At 38.6% G+C, this 21807-nt stretch carries 8 protein-coding genes; all 8 read left to right on the top strand.

What is annotated here, in order from left to right:
• Positions 1–1985 (top strand): hypothetical protein (locus tag FNZ24_RS05525; RefSeq protein WP_228768393.1); only part of this gene is annotated, 1985 nt, incomplete at its 5' end.
• A 688-nt stretch (positions 1986–2673) separates the two neighbouring features.
• Entirely contained in the window at positions 2674–4089 is a 1416-nt protein-coding gene (locus tag FNZ24_RS05520; protein WP_153913462.1) for a hypothetical protein, read from the top strand.
• Between the two features lie 12 nt (positions 4090–4101).
• Positions 4102–6777: a hypothetical protein gene (locus FNZ24_RS05515; RefSeq protein ID WP_153913461.1), complete on the top strand. Its 2676-nt coding sequence runs from the start codon at positions 4102–4104 to the stop codon at positions 6775–6777.
• A gap of 726 nt (positions 6778–7503) precedes the next feature.
• Positions 7504–15462: a S8 family serine peptidase gene (locus FNZ24_RS05510; protein WP_153913460.1), complete on the top strand. Its 7959-nt coding sequence runs from the start codon at positions 7504–7506 to the stop codon at positions 15460–15462.
• Positions 15463–15670: 208 nt separating this feature from the next.
• Positions 15671–17617: a hypothetical protein gene (locus FNZ24_RS05505; protein ID WP_194945002.1), complete on the top strand. Its 1947-nt coding sequence runs from the start codon at positions 15671–15673 to the stop codon at positions 17615–17617.
• Between the two features lie 60 nt (positions 17618–17677).
• A complete protein-coding gene (locus FNZ24_RS05500; RefSeq protein WP_153913458.1) occupies positions 17678–18667 on the top strand; it encodes a glycosyltransferase family 61 protein in 990 nt (329 codons plus the stop codon).
• A 130-nt stretch (positions 18668–18797) separates the two neighbouring features.
• Complete coding sequence (locus FNZ24_RS05495) at positions 18798–20585, top strand: glycosyltransferase family 2 protein (RefSeq protein WP_153913457.1); 1788 nt, start codon at positions 18798–18800, stop codon at positions 20583–20585.
• The gene (locus FNZ24_RS05490; RefSeq protein WP_153913456.1) at positions 20578–21807 is read left to right on the top strand and encodes a glycosyltransferase; all 1230 of its coding nucleotides are present in this window, start codon (positions 20578–20580) and stop codon (positions 21805–21807) included. The genes FNZ24_RS05495 and FNZ24_RS05490 overlap by 8 nt, the downstream gene beginning before the upstream one ends.

The raw sequence follows: 21807 nt of genomic DNA, 5'->3' as shown, positions 1-21807 counted from the left end.
CGATCTATTTTATTGTGCTAAGTAGCTTGTCATTTATGGTAAGTGCAACATCTGAATTTGAAGGAGTAGAGTTATTAGCAGATGTTAACAATGATGGAATAACAGATTGGGTTGTATACGGTAGTGAGTATGACTCTTTAAAGTTTGACATTTTTTCAGGAGTTGATGGCACCTTCATTACACAATATTACTTTCCTGAAAACTTTACAGAAAGAACATACCATTGGGTTAAGGACAGAACTGGAGATGGTGTTAGAGATGTTGGTCTCTTTGGTTTTAATGTTGACAATGAAAAGTACCAATTTGTTTTATTAAATAGTGCGATTGGCAATATAGTAAATACTTGGACTTGGAATCCCAGCTTATACTCTCCTGAATTTATTGAAATAGAAGATCTAACTCTTGATGGTATCGGCGAATTCGCCATTGTTGGGTCCCATAAAGCAAATGGAACAACTCAATTACAAGTCAAAGACGGAAAGTATAAGAACAAGGTTAATACTTTTAAATGGTCTGATAATTGGACTAACCCAAGTGTTATAACAATGACAGATTTTACTGGAGATACGATTCCTGAAGTTGCATTATTTGGGCTTCACAAGCGACGTAATAATGGTCAGTTATTTATATATGATGGCAATAATCCTTCAGGTAAATTAACAACATACAATTGGGTTAAAAACTGGGAAAATATTGAGTTACTTCAATTACAAGATATTGATGGCGATGGAACCAAAGACTGGGGACAGTTTGGTCAACGTATTGATGACGGTCGCTATCAGTTGGTGATTAAGAAGGGCTCAACTAAAGTTGGTACAATAAGAACACTGACTTGGAACTCAACCATTCTTAAAGCTAAGCCTTTTATTGTTAACGACATGACCAATGACGGCATCAATGATATTGCGATCGTAGGTTATGATATTGGCAGTGCCAGATATAAGGCATTAATTAATGATGGAAGACTACCAAATAGAAGAGTAAAAAATATTACTTGGCCAACCACTTGGGGCTTAGGATCACAAGTCATTAATATACATGATATAGATAATGATGGCGTCGATGAAATAGCGCTTTTAGGGATAGATACTATTTCTGAAGAGATTAAATTAAGTATAAAAAGTGTTGTCACAGGCAAGCAGCTCCAGTTATATACATGGGATCATCAATGGTATAACGTTCACCTTGATATATATGATGCCAATGGCGATGGAGTGTTAGATTTTGCGCTAACTGGAGAGCAATATATTTCTAAAAATTCTAGAGTGTCAGTTATTGATGGTTATACTCATAATGTTTTATTTGATCGAATTTTAGAGCCTGAACGAGTCACTCTTGAATCTTTTTTACTTGCCAAAAACTCAAATGATTTTCGATTCTATACTTCTTTTAATGATGAAGTTCGTTCACAAGAACCTGAAGGACATTTATTGTTTGATGGAGAGTTTTTAACTAAGCAGAATATGGTATTTCCTTACTCTGTTGAAAATAGTATTTTAAAAATCCATCATGAAAATGGTGAAATTGAAGACAAAAACTTTTTGTATGTATCAAATCAATTTGGAATATCTGTTTCCGATGATGAATTAGGCTTGTATACAAAAAAATTATTGAATGGCAATATTACAAAAATGTGGACCGAAGAGGATATTCTCAATAAGTCTTTTCATTTTATAGAAGATAATGCAGAGGAAGGTAGCATAAATATTGACCCTAACTCATTTTCAATAGGCTTCTTGCAAAATAATCAAGCATTAGTTACTGATGTTGATACTTACTTTGTCCCTTGGAGTATTAATGATGAAGGGCAGATTGTCGTTAGTGTGTCAGAGCATAATGGAGAGGATGACTTTATATTGAGTTACTTTGCTTCAGACGATGTCCTTAATATCGTAACAGAGCAAAATAGAAATAATAAACCTATGATCATGTCAGAGGATTATCAGACTATATTTACTCTGATGAATAACTGGCTGCTTGATTAGCTTATAGGCAGTTAAACCACCTACTTTAGGTAGGTGGTTATAATCAACTATGCTGTGCCTGAGTATCTACTCAGCTAAATTTTGATATTAAGTCTTACTCTTCGATAAATATCGTGCCGTATACGCCAGCATTTAAACTCGTATCTCTTGGTTCTTTGGAATACTCTTCACGGTAAGGGTCGCTCCAAACAGTTATAGCAGATTTATCACTTACGGTAATACTGGGGTTGTCTTTGTCGTACTTACAGCCTGACTTATCTTCAATACTTAAAAACTTGGGTTAACCCAATTAGATAACCAATTCACTTCTTGTAATAAATCACCATTGATTGAGTCCCTAGTTATTAGCTTGGGGACCGACTCATGAATGCCAAACATTGCAACTTCTTCAATACCGTCCCATTGGATATCAATACCTTTATAGCCTATGCACTTCCCTTAGAACTGGGGTATTGCGTCAGCATAACTGCTTGATAATAGTAATGGGAATAATAAGAATACCTTATCTGTGTTGTTCACAACTCTGTCTATGATAGAGACCCCAGTCATTAATACTCGTTTTGTTGTGGTTTTGTGTATAATTGTTAGTGGTGTGTTATGTTTTTAAGGTGTGGCACTTGCTGTTGAAGTTTTCTATTTGTTGGTTAGTAAGCTTGATTTTAGAAAAATCTATAAGAGGGAGATAAAAATGAGTAAATATGGAATAAAGATTTTAAGCTTCTTTTCATTTGCACTGTTGATACTTTCACAAAATGTTTTTGCTGCAGAGGTTTCCGTTTCTCCTGGTTCTAATACCTTAAGAACTGCTGTTTCATCTGCTGTTAGTGGCGATGTGTTAATTCTAGAAGATGGGATTTATACATTATCAAATGATGATTTAATTGTTGATAAAAGTCTAACGATTAGAGCAATTAATGCAGCAGCGACTCCAAGGGTATACTTTGCTGGGGGCAGCAACATACCTGCGATTAAAATTCAAGGCGCAGATACAGACTTTATTATGCAAGGGATTTTTTATTATGAAGGAGCATCCGTCACCAATAGACCGAGACTTGAAATTGATGGTGCAATTAGCTCAGTCGCACTGTTAGAAAATCAGTTTTCTCAGATAGACTTTCAGGTTTATGAAACAACGGATGCCGATGGTAATAAGTTTGTTATTGATGATTTGATCATTGTTGGTAACAGCTTCTCAGGTCTTAATTCATATTTTTATCAGATGGGGGCGAAAAATAGTTTTATTTTTGCTGGTAACGAATTGAATTATGTATCATTAAGACTTTTGGCCTATGGTGCTGAGGCCCATATTATTGGCAATTCATTTATACATAATTCTAGCATGTTAACAATTTCTTCAAATTCTTTAGTTGGCTCTTATTCTCGTGTTATGAGTAATAGCTTTTCGCAAACTCTTTCTGCAGAGTCTGGAGTGTCTGTTTCTAATTCCAATTACTCGATGATGACACTTGAAGGTGATGGTGATTTTTCAAATAATATCGTCGTACAAGGGCTAAACCCTTATTCTGCGACAGGAACACCAGGTGCTTTTAGGATGATGCAGATTGGTGCTTCTACTGAAGGCTTTTGGAATGTGAGTAATAATGTTTTTGACTCTAAGGCTACGGCACTATTTGATGCTACGCCAAATTATGCTGAGGCTCTTCATTTCTCTGCCGAAGTGAAATTTATCAATAATATTATTAGCGATAACATTCAGCCTAATGTGTTTAACCTCGATAGTTCTAAAAGTGAACTCTATAGTGTCTTTTCAAATAACTTATGCTTTAACAATGTTGGAGATTGCAGCTTAGATGACAATCTGATTGAGCTAGATCCTAAATTTATTGATGAAGTTGATTACGTACTCGATACAGGCTCGCCAGGGATTAACGCTGGGCTTGATAATGCAGGGTACCGTGACGTTGACGGCAGTATCATTGATCTAGGTGTTCACGGCGGACCTTTTTCATATCTTCAGTTTGCAAAACAGCGCACTGAAAATACCGTAGAGCCGTATTTTTATCCTCTGTTTGAAGCAAACAGTAGTTTAAGTACATCAGGAGCTTTGAAGGTTAAGGCGGTCGCAATAGCTCGGTTACGCTAAGGGTGGCATAAGATGAATATTACAATATATAGAAAACTTGTGCCCATACACCACATTAGCCGTCTGATTTCAGCTTATGCTTTAGTGTGCCTTTTTGACGTTAGTGCAAGTCAAATCAATCAATCAGAGGTATTTTTTGATACAACTGATAGAACTGAAGCAGCAGTTTTAGCTTTATCACAAAGCTCCCCTTTTGTATTTTATGAACAAACTATAAATACTGAGGCCTTATCAGTTGGTCAACATATAGTGAACCTTGTGGTCGTTGATGATCAAGGCGATTCTTCCATTACTTATCAGATGCCAATTAATATTCTAGAAAGTGCTAACTACGATCTTGCTGGGCAATCTAATGTAATTGTTTCTTCAGTGGTTGAACGTTCCAATAGAAATATCACTACAAGCTTACATTTTGATTCGACAGCTGGAAACTCAGCAGACGGCTCCGTTTGGGGTTATATGTCGGCCTTTACTGACTTTGAATCAGTTGATGTAGGAATGAGGTCCTTATCTTTAACAGGAACGGATGCTTATAATGCTGTTAATACAGATGTTTCTCAATCTCTGAATGTCGATGCTGAATTGATTTCTGGTCTTCCTAGTATCTCGAGTATTACAGCCTCAGTGAATAGTGTGGCTCTAAATTTAGAAACTAATTATGTCAACCAAAGTGTGGCATTAATGTCGTTTGTTTCACCTGAATCTTATATTGCAGTAAATGAGATTACTTTAAACAGTGAAGATTGGAGAGGTAATTTCACACAATTAGGTGATGCCTATTTTGCTTTTTACGATAATGACATCGATTTTATCGATGACAGGTTTGATCCTGACTTAGATAATGACGGTTTAACGAATGATGAAGAGTTAGCGTTAGGTACAGATCCTACTGACAGTGACTCTGATAATGATGGCGTAAGCGACTATGTCGAGGTCGCTAACGAAATGGACCCATTAGATGATCAAGATATTTATTTAGATGCTGATAATGATGGTTTAACTAATGAAGAAGAGTTAGCTCAAGGTACAGGAGTTAATAATGCCGATAGTGATAATGATGGCATTAATGATGGCCTTGAAGTGCTTTATGGGCTAAATCCTACTAATGGTGCCGATGCTGCATTAGATAAAGACGGAGATGGCATATCTAATTTAGATGAAGTGTTAGCGGGCTTATTACCTAATGATCCTGACTCTGATGATGATGGTATTGATGATGGTATCGAATTAGCGTTAGGTCTGGACCCTCTTGATTCTGCAGATGCATTAGCAGATGCTGACGGTGATGGAGTTTCCAACATTGACGAAATCGCTTTAGGTACCGACATTAACAATGCAGACAGTGATGGCGATGGAGTTAGTGATGGTACTGAAATAGCAAATGGTAGCGACCCTTTAGATGAGAATAGTTTTATTGGTAAAGCTGAAACGCTTATTGCTTTTGATGATTTAGACAGTGATGGAGTGAATGACTGGCTGGTTGTTTATACAATTAATTCATCAGAGGAAAGTTTCAAAGTCATCAGTGGTGCTACCTTTGCAACAATAGTTTCTTACTCTATCCCTCACTTAGTTGATGAAGTTGAAGTGTTTATATTGAAAGACCGAAATGCTGATGGTATCAGCGAAATTGGCTTATTTGGTTTTGACTCCTCAGCTAACCGCTATCAACTTGTCGTGCATAATAGCGTGACAGGAAATAAGTTTGGCGCTTGGAACTGGCCAGCAACATTAAAAGAGGTCAAGTTTGAAGCTTTAGTTGATTTTACCTTAGATGGAATTCAAGAGTACGCAATCAGTGGAGTACATATAGCAAACGGTACTCGTCAGTTGGTTGTAAAAGATGGCTCAACCAAAGCGGGGTATCAAACCTTTAAGTGGCCTAATCTTTGGGATAATACCCGTTTTGTGAGCATGACAGATGTAACATTTGATGGTGTTCCTGAAGTGGCTTTATATGGTCGTCATACTCGTTTAGATAAGGGGCAATTGTTCATTTACGATGGTGCGAATGCTTCTTCAAAAGTTGATGTATATAACTGGAACAAGCTTTGGGAAAATATCAGCTTACTTCAAATGGACGACTTAGATAATGATGGTACGATTGACTGGGGACAGTTTGGTCAACGCAAAGATGACGGTCGATATCAATGGTTAGTTAAAAAAGGCCATGATAAACGAGGTGTTATCCGTACCTTTAGTTGGCCAAGTGATTTAGTTGATGTAAAACCATTACTCGTCGGTGATAGAACGGGTGATGATATCCGTGAAGTTGCCTTATTTGGTACCAATCCAAATACAGGTAAAGTGTTTTTACGGATCAATGACGGTCGTTTACCCAATACTCGAATAGCTAATATTAGTTGGCCTGCTAGCTGGGAAGATGTTCAAGTTAAAGAGCTTGGAGATTTAAACAACGATGGTTTTAATGAGTTCGGGTTATTAGGATTCACAAAATCAAACCGAACAGCACAATTAATTATCAAGGATGGTAGTTCATTAACTGAATATGGACGATATACGATAGGTGTTGAGTGGGAAGGTTTGTCGTTTGAATCACAAGATGTGAATCAGGATGGTTTAGATGATGTTATTGTCATAGGTGTAAGTCAGTCAACTTATCAACAAGCTGTAACCGTTCTGAATGGCTCAGATTTATCTTACCTTGAAGGTACTGTTATGGAGTAAACCACTACCTTCATGACTTATTAAACTAAAAAGGCCACATTCGTGGCCTTTTTGTTATCTTGAATCGATAATGCGCGAAATATAAATTCTGAGGTTGGAATATTTCTACTTCTCTATAGCTCAAAACTTTATTTAATATTTATCACACAATATGCGGTTTTATTCGTGAATCTAAATTGTCTGTAAATAATCAATACGGGTATTTAACTTTTAAAATGTTATTTATTATTCATTATTCATTATTCATTATTAATTATTCATTATTCATTATTCATTATTCATTATCATTATTCATTATGTTAGTAAAAGATTTGTTGAGTATTATCGAGGGTTTTAATTGTTTGTTTTATAGCTAACCTTATAGGTATATGAATTAATGTTAATCAGGTTTAGCTTTTACTGTATTGGCCTTCACTGTATTAGCTTTTACTGTATTAAGTGATTGATTTTTTAGTTGTTTGTGTCAATACTGTATTTGGTAGTTTATTTAATGAGCTACCCTATATCTGGCTGAATTGGTAAAGATTGAATTGTTGTTTTAGATCAATATTATTTGTTGATATCCGCCGTATTAATTGTAATAGTCACGTTGCCAGTGTTAGTTGTCTTGGTGGTTAATGTTTGTGATGAGTAAAGCGCTTTTGTTATACCATTAAATATTGTGAATATTATTAACGCTAAGTCAGGAACGACTATTTTGAAATTGAACTTCAAGGTCTATTAATAATGAATAATAAGAATATTAAGCCTGTACTCGTAGCAATGAGTGCATTATATATGTCAATATCTTGCCATGCTGCCGCATCAATAAGCTCAGCGCCTAATATTATTGCAGGCAATATAAGTGACGAATCTATTCAAACTCAGCTTGTTGAGGGGGTAAACGAAAACCCTCAAAGCTTACCTAATGCAGCACAGTTACTAAAGCAAACTCACTTTCGTGGGCCTTATAAAGGCTTATCAGCTACAGGTTCGCCTACAGCCAGTATTGATGAAAAAATTAATCGTTGTAAAGGCAATGAATGTGAATCTGGTGAATTATTAGTAAAATTTGCTCCTGTTTTTTTACAAGCCAATACTAACAATTTAAGCTCATTTTCAACTTCTTCTGTGCCATATATACAAGGCGCAAATCTAAGCCCGTTATATAAATCAAGTGACACGCAGTACAGCTTACAAAAAAATAGTGGCTTAAGTGCGGTTGCGTCACAAACTGTTAAAGCCCAAAAAGAGGCAAGTCGCTGGTATAGGGTTAAACTTGATGATACCAAGCAACATGAAAAAATATTGATGCAGTTAGCCACTCGAGGTGATGTGGAGTATGTAGAAGAATTGCAAATTCGAACCTTAACAGCCGCTTTACCCTTACCCAATGATCCCCAATATAATGAGCAGTGGCATTTATCAAGCACCCATACACCTGAGGGCTGGCAATGGTTGTCAGATCAAGGTTTTGATCCAAATGGTAATCGTGATGTAGTGGTTGCCGTGATTGATACCGGTGTCGATTATAACCACCCTGATTTAAAGCTTAATATGTGGGTCAACCGTGGTGAAATAGCTGATAGCGGTATGGATGATGACAATAACGGCTTCATCGATGATATTCACGGAGTGTCAGTTGTTGGTTCAACTTGGGATCATCATGGCGACCCAATGGATGATCATGGTCATGGTACGCATGTCGCTGGCATTATTGCTGCAAAAAATAATAACAATGAAGGCGTTGTTGGTGTTGCCCCTAACGTGCAAATTATGGCAATTAAGGCGGCTCAATATAGTGGTGTGTTAACCAGTGCCGATATAGCAGAAGCTATTTACTATGCATCAGAAAATGGTGCTGACATTATCAATATGTCATTTGGTGGTACAAGCTACTCTAAAGCTGAAGAAGATGCGCTGGCGGTTGCATTTGGTACTTCAGTACTTATTGCTTCAGCCGGTAACAATGGCATGCCTAACAATCAACTTTGTGGCAAACCCTATTCAGTATCTTATCCTGCAGCTTATCCTTGGGTACTCGGTGTTATGGCTGAGTCACCAACGGCTAACAGTAAAGGCGATTACCTCGCGGGTTTCTCAAATTTTGACTGTATAAGTGATGACAGCGTCGAGTATGAAGTCATGGCGCCTGGTGTCAATATTTTATCAACCTTACCTAACGATAGTTATGCCAAATGGGATGGCACCTCAATGGCCGCGCCTGTGGTCGCAGGTATTGCAGCGTTAGTGCGTACTCGCTTTGACGATAAAGCTACATATTCATCGCGTTTTATTATGGGGCAATTGGGCGCAACTGGGCCAATGAAACAAGGTAAAACCTATGATGTTAATAAACCGACTATTTCTTATCACAGTATTGATGCATTAGAAGCGCTTACCAATACCCCTAAGCCTAAACTTAATTATCTGGAACATTATTTATGGGATGGTGGCAATCAAGGTGCTGGCAATAACAATGGTAAGGTCGATGCGGGCGAAACGATTGATTTAGCCGTGATTGTACGTAATCAGTGGGGCCAGGCCGATAATGTGCAAGTCACTCTAGAGGCATCCGTTGATGGTGCTGTTGGTGTTGATCCCTATGTGCAATGGTTAACTGATACTGTTGATTATCAATCTGTGGGGACTTTTGGTAATGATGATAATGGCTTAATTTACGATGTAGATGGTGTTGTCACCGGTGTTAGCGATCCATTTACTTTCAAAATTAGCGACGATACCCCTAATAACCATATTATCAATATTAAGGTTAAGTTTACTGGCACTAATGGACTTGATCCATTAGACACCTCAACTTATCAGTCGGAATCCGAGTTTCAGTTATTGGTCAATCGCGGCATTGAATTACCGTCTATTTTAGACAGCGATGCGCCGGGCACTGCCGGAGGGTTACTCGATACCGATGGTGTAGTGGATGGAGTGATCACCCTTGATCGCAAAGCGCTATACATTATTGATAAGCCGGTGTTGATTGAAAAAGATATCACCTTAAAAATGGGCCCTGGGGTACAGGTGCAATTTTGGGGCAGTCAGCCCGATGATGTTTATGCTCAGTTCAACAATAGCTATTTGCAGGTTGAAGGTTCGTTGATAGTCGAAGGCTCTATCGATCAACCCGCAGTATTTAAACCGTCAGATTTGTTCCCCGACCGCATGGTGGTAGTGCGTACTACAGATGCTCAACAAGTGAGTTTTAAATATGCAGAGTTGGTTAATTTTAATAATTACAATTATCAAAGTTACAATAACAGCAATAAAATAACCGCTGAATTTGTTCAATTCTCTAGAGGTATTGAAAGTTATCAACTATTTTATGAAAAGGATAATCAATACTGGCGAAGCGAGCAGACAAGTAACTTAGCAGGCATTGATATATTAACTAGTAGAATAAATTCGTTAGGTGCTATTTATCCGTGGGATGAGGAAGGCGAAGTAAATGCCAGTGAAACGCTTCAAGTCGATATTCCTGGGGGGATAACACAAACCTTAATCGAAAACTCTAATGCAATAAATGGACTCTATAGCGATTCAGCAATTGGTAAAGGCAATGTTTTTTTAGGTAATACCAAGAAAAGTGCTCAGGGAGCCATCTATCCCAGTGTATTAAAAAGCCCTGCGGTTGATGCGAAGTTAGCTCATAGTTTATCTAAGCCGTTAATCTTTAATAACAGCAGTTACTATCAAGCTTATGTTCAGGGCTGGCAGCTTGAAGATGCACAAGCCTTTGTTAGCGAACTGGGTGATGGTGCTTCGCTAGCCACAGTATCAGATGCTGATGAGTTTACCGCACTATCTGATTGGTTATATGGTGCGATGGGAGACGCAGAAAGTAACATCAGCTCTAGAGCCAATGTCGGTTATATACTGCAGGCAGATGACAGCTATGCCTGGAGCAATGGCGAAACGCCAAATTATGATTTTACCGAGGGGCAGCTGTATTGGAATAACCGCACTCAAAACCCGCAAGTAATTACCATACAAGGTAAAAAGCCACAACTCACTTATGTTAAAGATAAGCTTTGGGACACCATTAACAGTAATTTTAATTGTTGGGATGAATTTAGCGATCCGGTTTTATGTGCCTTTACGCCAGATGAACCACTCACTCGAAGCTGGATTGAAAGCCGATATCAGCAAAAACAAGCTGACTTGCTTAATCAAGAGCTACAACAAGTACTTGATAATAATGGTTACAGTGATTATGCAACGTGTCACGCAGCAGGTGACTATCAATGCCAAGCTGCTGATGAGGCCAGTTGGAAGTTGGAGAAAATTGAGCAAGCTAACGAGTATTGCAGCAACGATGATTGGGGTTGTGAAGGTTATTATCCTGTAGATTATAGCTATTGGTATGAGCACTATATTAACACCTACAACAGCGAAGATGCGCTCACTCGGGTAAGACCTGATTACACAACCGATGTTTATATTATCGAGTTTGATACCGACCCAGGTGAAACAAGCTTAAAAGCCGCCTTAGCCAGCTATATTGAAAATAGTTTTCAATCGGCTACTCAGTTTAAAAATAATGCCTTTTTAAACCGCTATTGGGATCCGCGCCCAGATTTATGGCTGCAAATTCATACCGCCGAAAAATCGGGCGACCCAGCTTATGAAGATTTTAGTGGTAACTTTTGGGGCACCGACAGCGACTTTTTAATCGATACCGCCATTATTGATTACAATGATGACTTTAATCTTAATAAAGCCAAAGTAGGGCCACGATTAACAGTCGCACCTGAAAGCGCCTACCCGTTTGTGGCCGATGTACAATTACTTGATGTTGATGGCAATGTCCGTGAAGACAACAAATTCGGCGCAGAAACCATGCAGTGGCAAGTGAGCTTTAACCGTGATATGGACACTAACGTACAGCCTAAAGCTTGGTTTGGCCCTGATTATCCATATACTGATTTTGGTGTCACAGGTGACTGGGTTGATGCACGAACATGGCGAGGCCAAGCTGCCATTTCACCCGTTGCCAGTGATGGCTATCAATATGTACGTATTCAAGGTGCGGTAGCCGCGGATAATGCATGGTTAGTGACAGGTAATGATTACGCGCGTTATCGCTTTTCAGTCAATAGTAGTGGTTTAGAGGCATTAACATTACAAGCCAGTGCCGGTGAAGGGTTTGTTGATTTATCTTGGTCTCAGGATGATTTTGAAACCTTATATGGCTACAACCTTTATCGTGCAACCGAGCAAAATGGCTCTTATCAACGTATACATCAGTCTTTAATTGAAAGTGAGACTCATCAGTATAAAGATGAAAACGTCGAACCTGGACAACTTTATTTCTATCAATTTAAAGTGGTATCAGCCGCAGGTGAATCAGATGGTTCAAATATCGCCTCTGCAACGCCTGTAGATACGATTGCGCCTGTTATTAGCCATATTCCTCTTAATGAGGCAGGTTTTGGTGCCAACGTATTTGTGCAGGCAGACGTTACCGACAACATTGCTGTAAGCAGTGTTAGCCTTAACTACCGCACCATGGGCAATAGCGCTTATGTCACTGTGCCTATGTCTAATCAGCAAGGGAGTCAATATCGTGCCACTATTCCTGGCAGTGCAATGCAAGCACCAGGGGTGGAGTATTTTATTGAAGCAACTGATGGCACCTCATCATCCTTTAGTGGCCGCACAGCGACACCTCACAAAATTTTTGTGACCGATGCGCCAGTCGTCACAGCATTGCAGCCTAACACTGGCGCTGCTGATGGCGGTACTTTACTGACGCTATCAGGGCGAAACTTTAAAGAGGGGGTATCAATTGCGGTAGGTAATACTGTGTGTATGTCACCTAACCGCATTAGCGACAGTGAATTGCAGTGCACAACGGCTAGCCATTATCCGGCGCAAGTAGATGTCACAGTAACCAATAATGATGGTAAATCATCAAGACTTGCAGGGGCGTTCACTTATACCTCATCAGATGTGAGCGTGGGTATTGAAGATATTCAAGCTGGCACAGGTCAAACCTTAGATGTGCCAATTAGCGTTAATAATGTCAACGGTTTAAAAGCCATGAGCTTAATTATTAACTATGACGCTACTAAACTTAGGTTGGAGCAAGTGCGTAAAGGCGCTCTAGTGGGCAGTTGGACAATGGAGCAATATCAGCCCGTTAACGGCAGTGTCAATATTGCAGCAGCAAGCAGCGGTAGTACCGCCAGTGGTAGTGGATCATTGTTGTGGTTAGAGTTTTCCGTAATAGCAGATGTTGAAAGCACGACTGAAATCTCGCTGTCTGATGTGTCGCTAAATGACAATGCGATAAGTGCAACGGCTTACTCCGGTAATGTGAACATTGCCAAAGGCTATGCGGTAAGTGGGAGCATCAACCATTGGGCTGCAAATGAACCCATGCCAGACGTTGAAGTGCTACTTGATAATGGCGTGTCTCAATCCTTGAGTAATACCAATGGAAGCTATAGCTTGTTTGGCGTTAACACAGGATCGCACACGTTGCGAGCGACCCATGTAGCTGAGCCTACAAGTCAGAAAATTACTTCTTTTGATGCCGCATTAATGCTCAAACACATTACAGGCTCATCACTGCTAGATGGTAGGGCATTAGATGCCGCAGATCTTAATGGGGATGGAAAAGTCACGGCCATGGAGGTTAACACTGTATTAGAGTATGCGGCTGGCTTAACTCCATTACCGCTAACGGGTAGTGCTGCTATTTGGCAATTTACCCCTCAAGAGCGAAGCCTTGCTAATGTTAACAGTGATTTAACTGGGCAAGACTTTACGGCTTACTTGGTTGGAGACCCAAGTGGCAATGCCATGTCAGCAAGCCAGATTAATGCTGTTGATGGAAGTGTTCGCTGGTTTAACCGCCGAGTGGTTGATGATGCTATCGTGGTTGATTTATATGTGAATCAACCGAACACTAGCGCAATCGATCTCACTTTATCATTTAGCACCAGCGATGTGAGTTTACTCAGTGTTGAGCAAAGCTCGCTAACTAGTCAGTGGAATATGATACAAAATGATCAAACACCAGGTGAGCTAAAAATAGCGATGGCTTCGGGTGTTGTTCTTGGGCAGTCTGGCTCAGTATTAACGGTCTACTTTGATGTTAAATCGGATAATATTACAGAATTGACATTAAGCGGTGTACTTATTAATGAACTTGAAGTGTCGGTTTCTGGCATTGCATTAACAGCTACTCCAAGTGATGTCGATAATGATGGTATTCCAGACGACTTGGAACTTTATTATGGGTTAGACCCGTTTGATCCAACAGATGCACAGGCTGACAATGATGGTGATGGGTTAACCAACATTGAAGAAATATTGTTAGGTACTGATCCAAATAACCCAGATACCGATGGTGATGGTGTTGATGATGGCACAGAATACAACAATGGCAGTAATCCTCTAGACCCAAACATCAGCGTTGGTGAAAAGGATACATTAGTTAAGGTTGCAGATATTAGCGGTAACGGAGTTTCCGACTGGCTTAAATATCAGATTGGTGATACGGCTGTAGATGTCACACTATTAAGTGGTGTTGATGCGTCTGAACTTGCAAGTTTCAGCCTTAACCACAGTTATGAATCGGCAAGCGTTAACTTACTTACCGATCGTAACGCTGATGGTGTTGGTGAAATCGGTATCTTTGGTTTTGACGTCAGTGCTAACCGTTATCAATTAGCGGTTTATGATGGTGCTACAGGAGCTAAATATGGCAACTGGAATTGGCCTGCGACCTTAGGTGACGTGAGTTTTGAGGCTTTAGCTGATTTAACTCAAGACGGCATTCAGGAGTATGCGATTAGCGGGGTACATTTAGGTAATGGTACGCGTCAGCTGGTGGTAAAAGATGGCGCGACTAAAGCAGCTTATCAAACCTTCAAATGGCCTAACTTATGGGACCGTTTAAGCTTTGTGACTATGACAGATGTTACCTTTGATAGTGTGCCTGAAGTGGCATTATACGGTCGTCATACTCGCTTGGATAAAGGCCAGTTGTTTATTTATGACGGCGCAGATGCCAGTTCAAAAGTTGAGGTCTATAACTGGAATAAGTTATGGGTTGATATCCAATTAATTGAAATGGATGACATCGATGGCGATGGCACGACTGACTGGGGTCAGTTTGGTCAGCGTAAAGATGATGGCCGTTATCAGTGGGTTGTTAAAAAAGGTCATGATAAACGCGGCGTAATTCGCACCTTTAGTTGGCCTGCTGACTTAATTGATGTGACGCCGATTTTAGTGGCAGATAGAACGGGTGATGGCATACGTGAAGTGGCGATAGTAGGAACAAACCCTAATACGGGCAAAGTGTTCTTGCGTATCAATGACGGCGCGCTACCTAATACTCGTATAGCGAATATCAGCTGGCCAGCTAGTTGGGAAGATATTCAAGTTAAAGAACTTGGTGATTTAAACAATGATGGCTTTAATGAATACGGTTTATTGGGCTATACCAAAAGTAATCGCACAGTGCAGTTGATTGTAAAAGATGGACAAACACTCTCTGAGTTTGGTCGTTATAGCTTAACTGGCCGTTGGGAGAGCCTTTCTTTGACTAGTGAAGATATCAATCAAGATGGCGTGATGGATATTGTTATTGAAGGGATAAACCAATCTACTGAATTACGAACAATAACAGTATTAGATGGTAGTAGCCTTGAGTTGATAAGTTCACAGGCGGTTAATTAGTTTTTAGTCTTTAAAAGCTAAATCGAAATTATATTTAACAAGAGTTATCTGTGTAGTTGTTTTTCAACATGCAGATAGCTCTTTTTTTGCTGAAGAATAAGCAAGTCCACAGTAATCTTGGTATATTAAAACACTTAACTATCATAAGGACGTGAGAATGATGACGTGTATCGAAAGAGTAAGCTGCTGCTTACTTATATTGCTTAGTGTGGCACCTTCTGCAGTGATAAGTAGTGACTTATCATCGCTAACGATCATGGGCGAGGAATACCCCAAAGCAATATATTTTAGAAACGCAGAAAACAGCGCTGCCAATGAAACTATTCCTTACGAAAAGTGGAAAAATCGTTGGTCAAAACTTGATGGTATGGTTGTTAAAGCCTTAGATGAAGAAATTCCAGGAAGGAGTGGTGAGGCTCAAAAGAAGTTTCTTAAGTATAAAAGTGAATTCCCGCAAAAATTGATGTTATTACATTTCAATGGTAATGCCAGAGACCCTCGTTTTGATTTAGATGCTTTTAAACACCAAGATTGGACGTATTTTGTTGGTACTGATGCAAAAGGTAAAATTACTCCATCTGCAGATGCGACGGTCATAAAAGTAAACAATACAGATGTATTTAAGCAGGGATGGGGACGAGGCAATAAAGGCAATGATGATATTGCTATTGTGACTCGAGGTGCTAATGGAAAGCTTAACTGGGATAGAGTTGAGCAAGTTAAATTAGTCTCTATCAATAAAAAACAAAGTTCAATTACTGTCGCACGCGGGCAATTTAATACTAAGCCTCTTTCATTTGACAAAGGTAACGCCTATTTAGCGCCACATGTTGCACAAGCCCCTTTTGCTAAAGGGAGCGAGCAATCCTTATGGCGTTATAATTTTACTCAATTAGGAAGTAAAGCCGATTATGGTCAGTCAATGGCTCAAGCTTTAGCAGATAATTTACTTAGCTATATGAGTAATAAAGGCTCGTTATCTTCATTTGATGGAATTGAATTTGATGTACTCGCTAGCTATCGTGGATTAGGTCATCACACACGAAAAAATAAAATTGATTATAATTTTGATGGGAAATTTAGCTCGTTAGATAATCAGGCTGCTAATCAATATAGCATCGGGGTTCGCCATTTTTTAACCCAATTGAGGCAGAAGCTGGGTGATAATAAGCTTCTACTAGCAGACGGTAATGAATTAAATCAGCAACGAGAGTTTGGGCTACTTAACGGAATTGAAAGTGAAACCTGGCCAAGCCATTGGGATCCTGAAATCGAACAATGGTCTTCAGGGATGAATAGGCATTTATTTTGGAATGATAACTGTTACTCACCTTGTTTCAGTTATATCAAACTAGGGGAGTTACCTTCAAAAAAAGGTCAATCTGTTGCGCCAACTGAGAATACTCGAAAATTGAGAGTCGCAGCAGCATTGATTATGGACGCAACGATAGCCCCAGCTTACAGACCCAAAGGTAAAAAAATTGATAATTGGCCTGAATTAACGGGACGGAAAAAAAAGTATAATAATTGGCTTGGTAAAGCAATATCCCCTCCAATGCATTATAAAATCAGCGATAGTCAACCTATGGAATGTAAAGTCGCTATTGATGAACAGAAAAACTCAATTTATGTACCTAGTGAAAAAGTTAACATTTTTAAGCGTATAGGAACTGGAGCTCAACAGTTTTCTTGTACCTTCTCGCTAGTCAGTGTTGATGATGTTGTATTGGTTATGAATTCAAAATCCAAATCTACAAATTTGAATTCTAAAAATGAGCAGGTTAGCTATATCTCTATTATGCCTAATTTAGAGCAAAGCCAAGAAAATATGACTTGGAGTGGTAATCATTTGTTTGAAAGCCGATTTTATTTCAAACAACTAAAAGCTGGCTTAAACCATTTACAGTTTGAGTCTGATGCTGAAGAAATACACATCTCAGATTTAAGCATTACTTCAGGAGCTGAAGTGGTGTATAGAAAGTTTGAAAACGGACTTGTGATTGCGAATCCTTTTAGAAAGCCAATATTGTTAGATATTACTGATTTGACTGAAAGAAATATTTTGTTAATTAATAATAGGAAATACAATAATAAGGGTAAAATAACAATAAAAGCTAAAGATGCTGTTTTTATAAAGTATAAAGATATGATTTAGCAAGTATTTGTTTGTTGATATGATGAATCTACAGTGTTGATAGGTTTTAAAGGGTGTATTGTGAGTTTTATTAATAGCTATAGCTTAAATGTTCAAACGGTGAAAAATGGCAGGGTGGTACCTACAAACGTAAATCGCACTGATAAAACCTTTACTGGTGGAGTGTATAGCCAAGATGGTGAGCTAGTTGAGAACGGTTTAAGGCAGGATCCTGCACATACTGGACCCAAACCATTTCCACAATTATCGCCCCAATCAATAATGCCTAATGAACTTGCATTAAACAATGTTAAGAAAGGACGATATTTATATTTGGGCTTTTATACAGAGCATTATGGTCATTTTTTGTTGGAAACGCTGTCTCGATTATGGGCTACAAAAGAAGCTGACTATGATGGCTTTATTTTTAATGAATTTGTTATTCCCAGAAAAACAAGTGGTACCTCATCGCTTGCTAATGCCTGTTTTAGTGCGTTTGGTATTGATTTAGATAAAATACATATTGTGACTGAGGATACTTATTTTGAGTATTTATTTGTACCAAATTCACAATTCTATATTGTTAATAAAGCTCACCCTAGTTATATCGATACTTATCAAAGTATTTTAACATCCCATGTCTCTAGCCAAAAAGAGCCTCATCAACGTATTTATTTATCTCGTTCTGCCTTCCAGAAACGCAAAAGAAAAGTATTGAATGAAGCTCAAATTGAAAAAGCTTTTATTGAACATGGCTTTATTATTATTCACCCTCAAGAGCTCAGTTTTACGGAGCAGCTTGAGATATTTTCCCAGACAAAAATAATGGCTGGTCTTGAAGGTTCGGGCTTGCATAATTGTGTGTTTATGCCTGAAAACGGCGAGGTTATTAACATTTGCGGTCCACGAAGTCCTCGCAGAATAAAATGTAATCAAGTCATTTGCAATCGATTAAATGGGCACCATGGTGTAGTGCTGCCATTCGTTGGAGAAGTCGTTAATCAAGAGAAGCAAATCTCTCGAATGAAGATTCCACATGTAAAGACTTGGCTTAGAAAGCACTTTGGCTAATTAATAGGCTGTTGACCTAGATTTGTTTTGAAGTTTTGCATCTACTCTGATTTAGGGTTGCTAATTTGCTAAAGTAGCTTACTTGCTATCTTGAGTTTTATTAATACTAGTTTTATTAGAAGGGTATTCAGTGTCAGAAATAATGGTACCACCTAAATTTGATGTCAATGTGCATATAGACTTTGTTTCTTATAACGATGGTGTTTGGACTATGTCTGGTTGGCTGGTTTGCCACACAGAAAAACCACACATTAGGGTTTTGTTACATGATAAAACGGAATTATTATCTAAGTGGCAGGGTTATGAACGAGCTGACGTAAAAGATGCCCTTGGGTTACCTCAAGAAGCAATTGTAAAAGGCTTTGTTGCCTGTGTCGCATGCGGCGAGGTTGAGCTGGATGCATTAACCTTAGAAATTGATAGCGTTGAATTTGATACTTCGACATTACAGCCTCAAATAATCAATAATCCTGAGGTGATTTTCAATGCTTTAGGTGATGCTAAAACATTATTCGTTGAAGATTTGCAGGCGATAATATTGTCTCAACCTGCAAGTAAAGATGCAGTATCAGAAGTTTTAGCTGACCCAGAACAGAACAACAATCATGAAGTTCGGCAAGCTAATATTGAGCACTTTTTTGATGATTGCTTTATTTTAGACAATAACCTTTTTTATTTTAAGGGCTGGGCATTAACTGATAAACCTTTAAGTGATGTTGTGGTTGCTGATGCTGCCGGAAACGAGATTAAAATTACTGAATGTTATCGATTCATTCGTCATGATCTAAACGAAAAACTCAATTTATCATTAGAGTACGAGGCTGGATTTGTTTGCGCTTGTCGCTTACCTGACGAATTTGATGCTAAATCTGTTTCATTGAATATAGACGGTGGTAACTCGATATCATCGACTATTTCAAATCATGTGATGGCGCAGACAAAGCTTGAAATATTAAAAGCTTATTTGGCACTTATTGATGTTCATCAAGCAGACTTCTTCATCCAAGGTCAACTTGCAGTATTAAAGCATCTTGCTGATATCTGGCAATCTGAGCGATTGATGGAAGGCGCTATTCCCCAAGTTCAACAGTTTGGTGATGCGATTCAATCGCCTGTGGTATCGCTCATTATTCCTATTTATGGCCGTTATGATTTTATCCAGCATCAAATAGCCATGTTCATAAGTGATAGTGACATGGCTAACCATGAAATCATTTATGTATTGGATGACCCTAAAATAGCTCGTGAATTTCTAATTACTTGCCATGGGGTTTTTAATACCTACTCAATGCCTTTTAAAACCGTATTTGCAGGTAAGAACTTAGGTTTTGCTGGTGCAAATAACCTTGGGGTTAACCATGCTGCTGGTGAATACGTAATTGCGTTAAATTCAGATGTATTACCAAGTGAGTCAGGCTGGTTAAGTCGACTCGTGAGTAAATTCAATAAGATAGACGATATTGGTATTTTAGGCGCTACATTACTTTACGAAGATAATACTTTACAACATATAGGCATGGAGTTTAGCCAAGACGCTTATTACCCTGGCATATGGATGAATTTCCACCCCCATAAAGGAATGCCTTCACAATTGGTAAAAACAGATAAAACTGTTCAAGTAGAATTAGTGACCGGGGCATGCATGCTGCTGAAAAAAGATTTCTATCAGTCTATTGGTGGTTTTGATACCCGTTATATTCTTGGTGATTTTGAAGATTCAGATCTGTGTTTAAAGGTTTATCAGCAAAAGAAGAAAATTTATCTAGATACTGAAGAGAGCTTATTCCACCTTGAGCGTTTATCACAGAACCTGGTAGATAGTGGCGACTGGAAATACAAATTAACATTGCTAAATGGCTTATATCAAAAAAATAAATGGGGTCATGCAATCGAAGAGGTTAAACAAAATCATGTCTAAAAAAGTGCTTGTTATTGCCCATGGCCATCCAGAGTTTAATAAAGGTGGCGGTGAGCAAGCTGCTTATCAATTTTATAAAGAGTGCTTAAGTCAAGGTGATGATGCTTACTTTTTAGCAAGAACTGCTGTTGAACCTCATGGTGGTGCTGCTTTTTCTACCATCAAAAATGAGCGGGAAATGCTATTTCATACCACTCATGATGATTTTTTTCTGTTTTCAAATATTAAAACTCGTCACTTGTGGGGGGATTTTGCTGACTTATTAACCCAGTTAAAGCCAGAGGTTATTTATTGTCATCATTATTTTTTATTGGGCATTGAGTTACTTAAAATCATAAAAAAAGTCTTACCTAATACTAAGTTAGTGCTTACGTTACACGAGTATTATGCGATTTGTCATAATGCAGGCTTAATGATTAAATCAGGCGAGGATAAAAAACTTTGCTTTGAATCAGGTCCCCGGGAATGTAATAGCTGTTTTCCGCAAAAGTCGCCAGGTGATTTTTTCTTACGTAAGCAATACATTAAAAATTGTTTTCAGTGGGTGGATAGTTTTATTGCACCATCGGCTTTCTTACGTCAGCGTTATATCGATTGGGGTATCGCAGCAGAACAAATTCATGTGATTGAAAATGGACAAAAAAGCGTAGATATACCACCTGTTAATGTAAAAAATGATGCCAAAGTTCGCATCGCTTATATTGGTCAGATTAACCCGTTTAAAGGCATCGATGTATTACTGGAGGCGATGTTACTTCTACCTCTAGAGTTACGTCAACAATGTCTAATTGAAATTCATGGTGCGAATTTTACGACTCAGTCAGATAAGTTTAAAAAGAAAATTTATAAACAATTACGCTCATTATCTGATGTTGTGCGTATGCACGGTGTTTACGAACCTCATGAGCTAGGTGGGATTTTACAAGATGTAAATTGGGTAGTCGTACCGTCAATTTGGTGGGAAAATTCCCCAATGGTTATTCAAGAAGCGTTAAGCCATGGTAAACCTCTTATTGTAAGCGACATAGGTGGAATGAAAGAAAAGGTCGAGCATAATGTAACAGGATTGCATTTTAGATCTCGAAGCGCTGTATCACTTGCTGAAACGCTTGAAACCATTTTATTAGATAAAAGTATTGAAGCAAAATTAGTAAAAAATATCGCTAAACCCCTTTCACTATCAGAGAGTTATAAACTAACTAATCAGTTGGTTAATCATTAA

Source organism: Shewanella sp. TC10, assembly GCF_009663145.1.
Taxonomy (GTDB): Bacteria; Pseudomonadota; Gammaproteobacteria; order Enterobacterales; family Shewanellaceae; genus Shewanella.
The sequence above is the reverse complement of the archived record's forward strand: the minus strand, read 5'-3'. Positions and strand labels throughout refer to the sequence as shown.

Coding starts and splice junctions, on each gene's coding strand:
- FNZ24_RS05510 (WP_153913460.1), top strand. CDS start 7,504: ATGAATAATAAGAATATTAAGCCTGTACTCGTAGCAATGAGTGCATTA.
- FNZ24_RS05515 (WP_153913461.1), top strand. CDS start 4,102: ATGAATATTACAATATATAGAAAACTTGTGCCCATACACCACATTAGC.
- FNZ24_RS05520 (WP_153913462.1), top strand. CDS start 2,674: ATGAGTAAATATGGAATAAAGATTTTAAGCTTCTTTTCATTTGCACTG.
- FNZ24_RS05490 (WP_153913456.1), top strand. CDS start 20,578: ATGTCTAAAAAAGTGCTTGTTATTGCCCATGGCCATCCAGAGTTTAAT.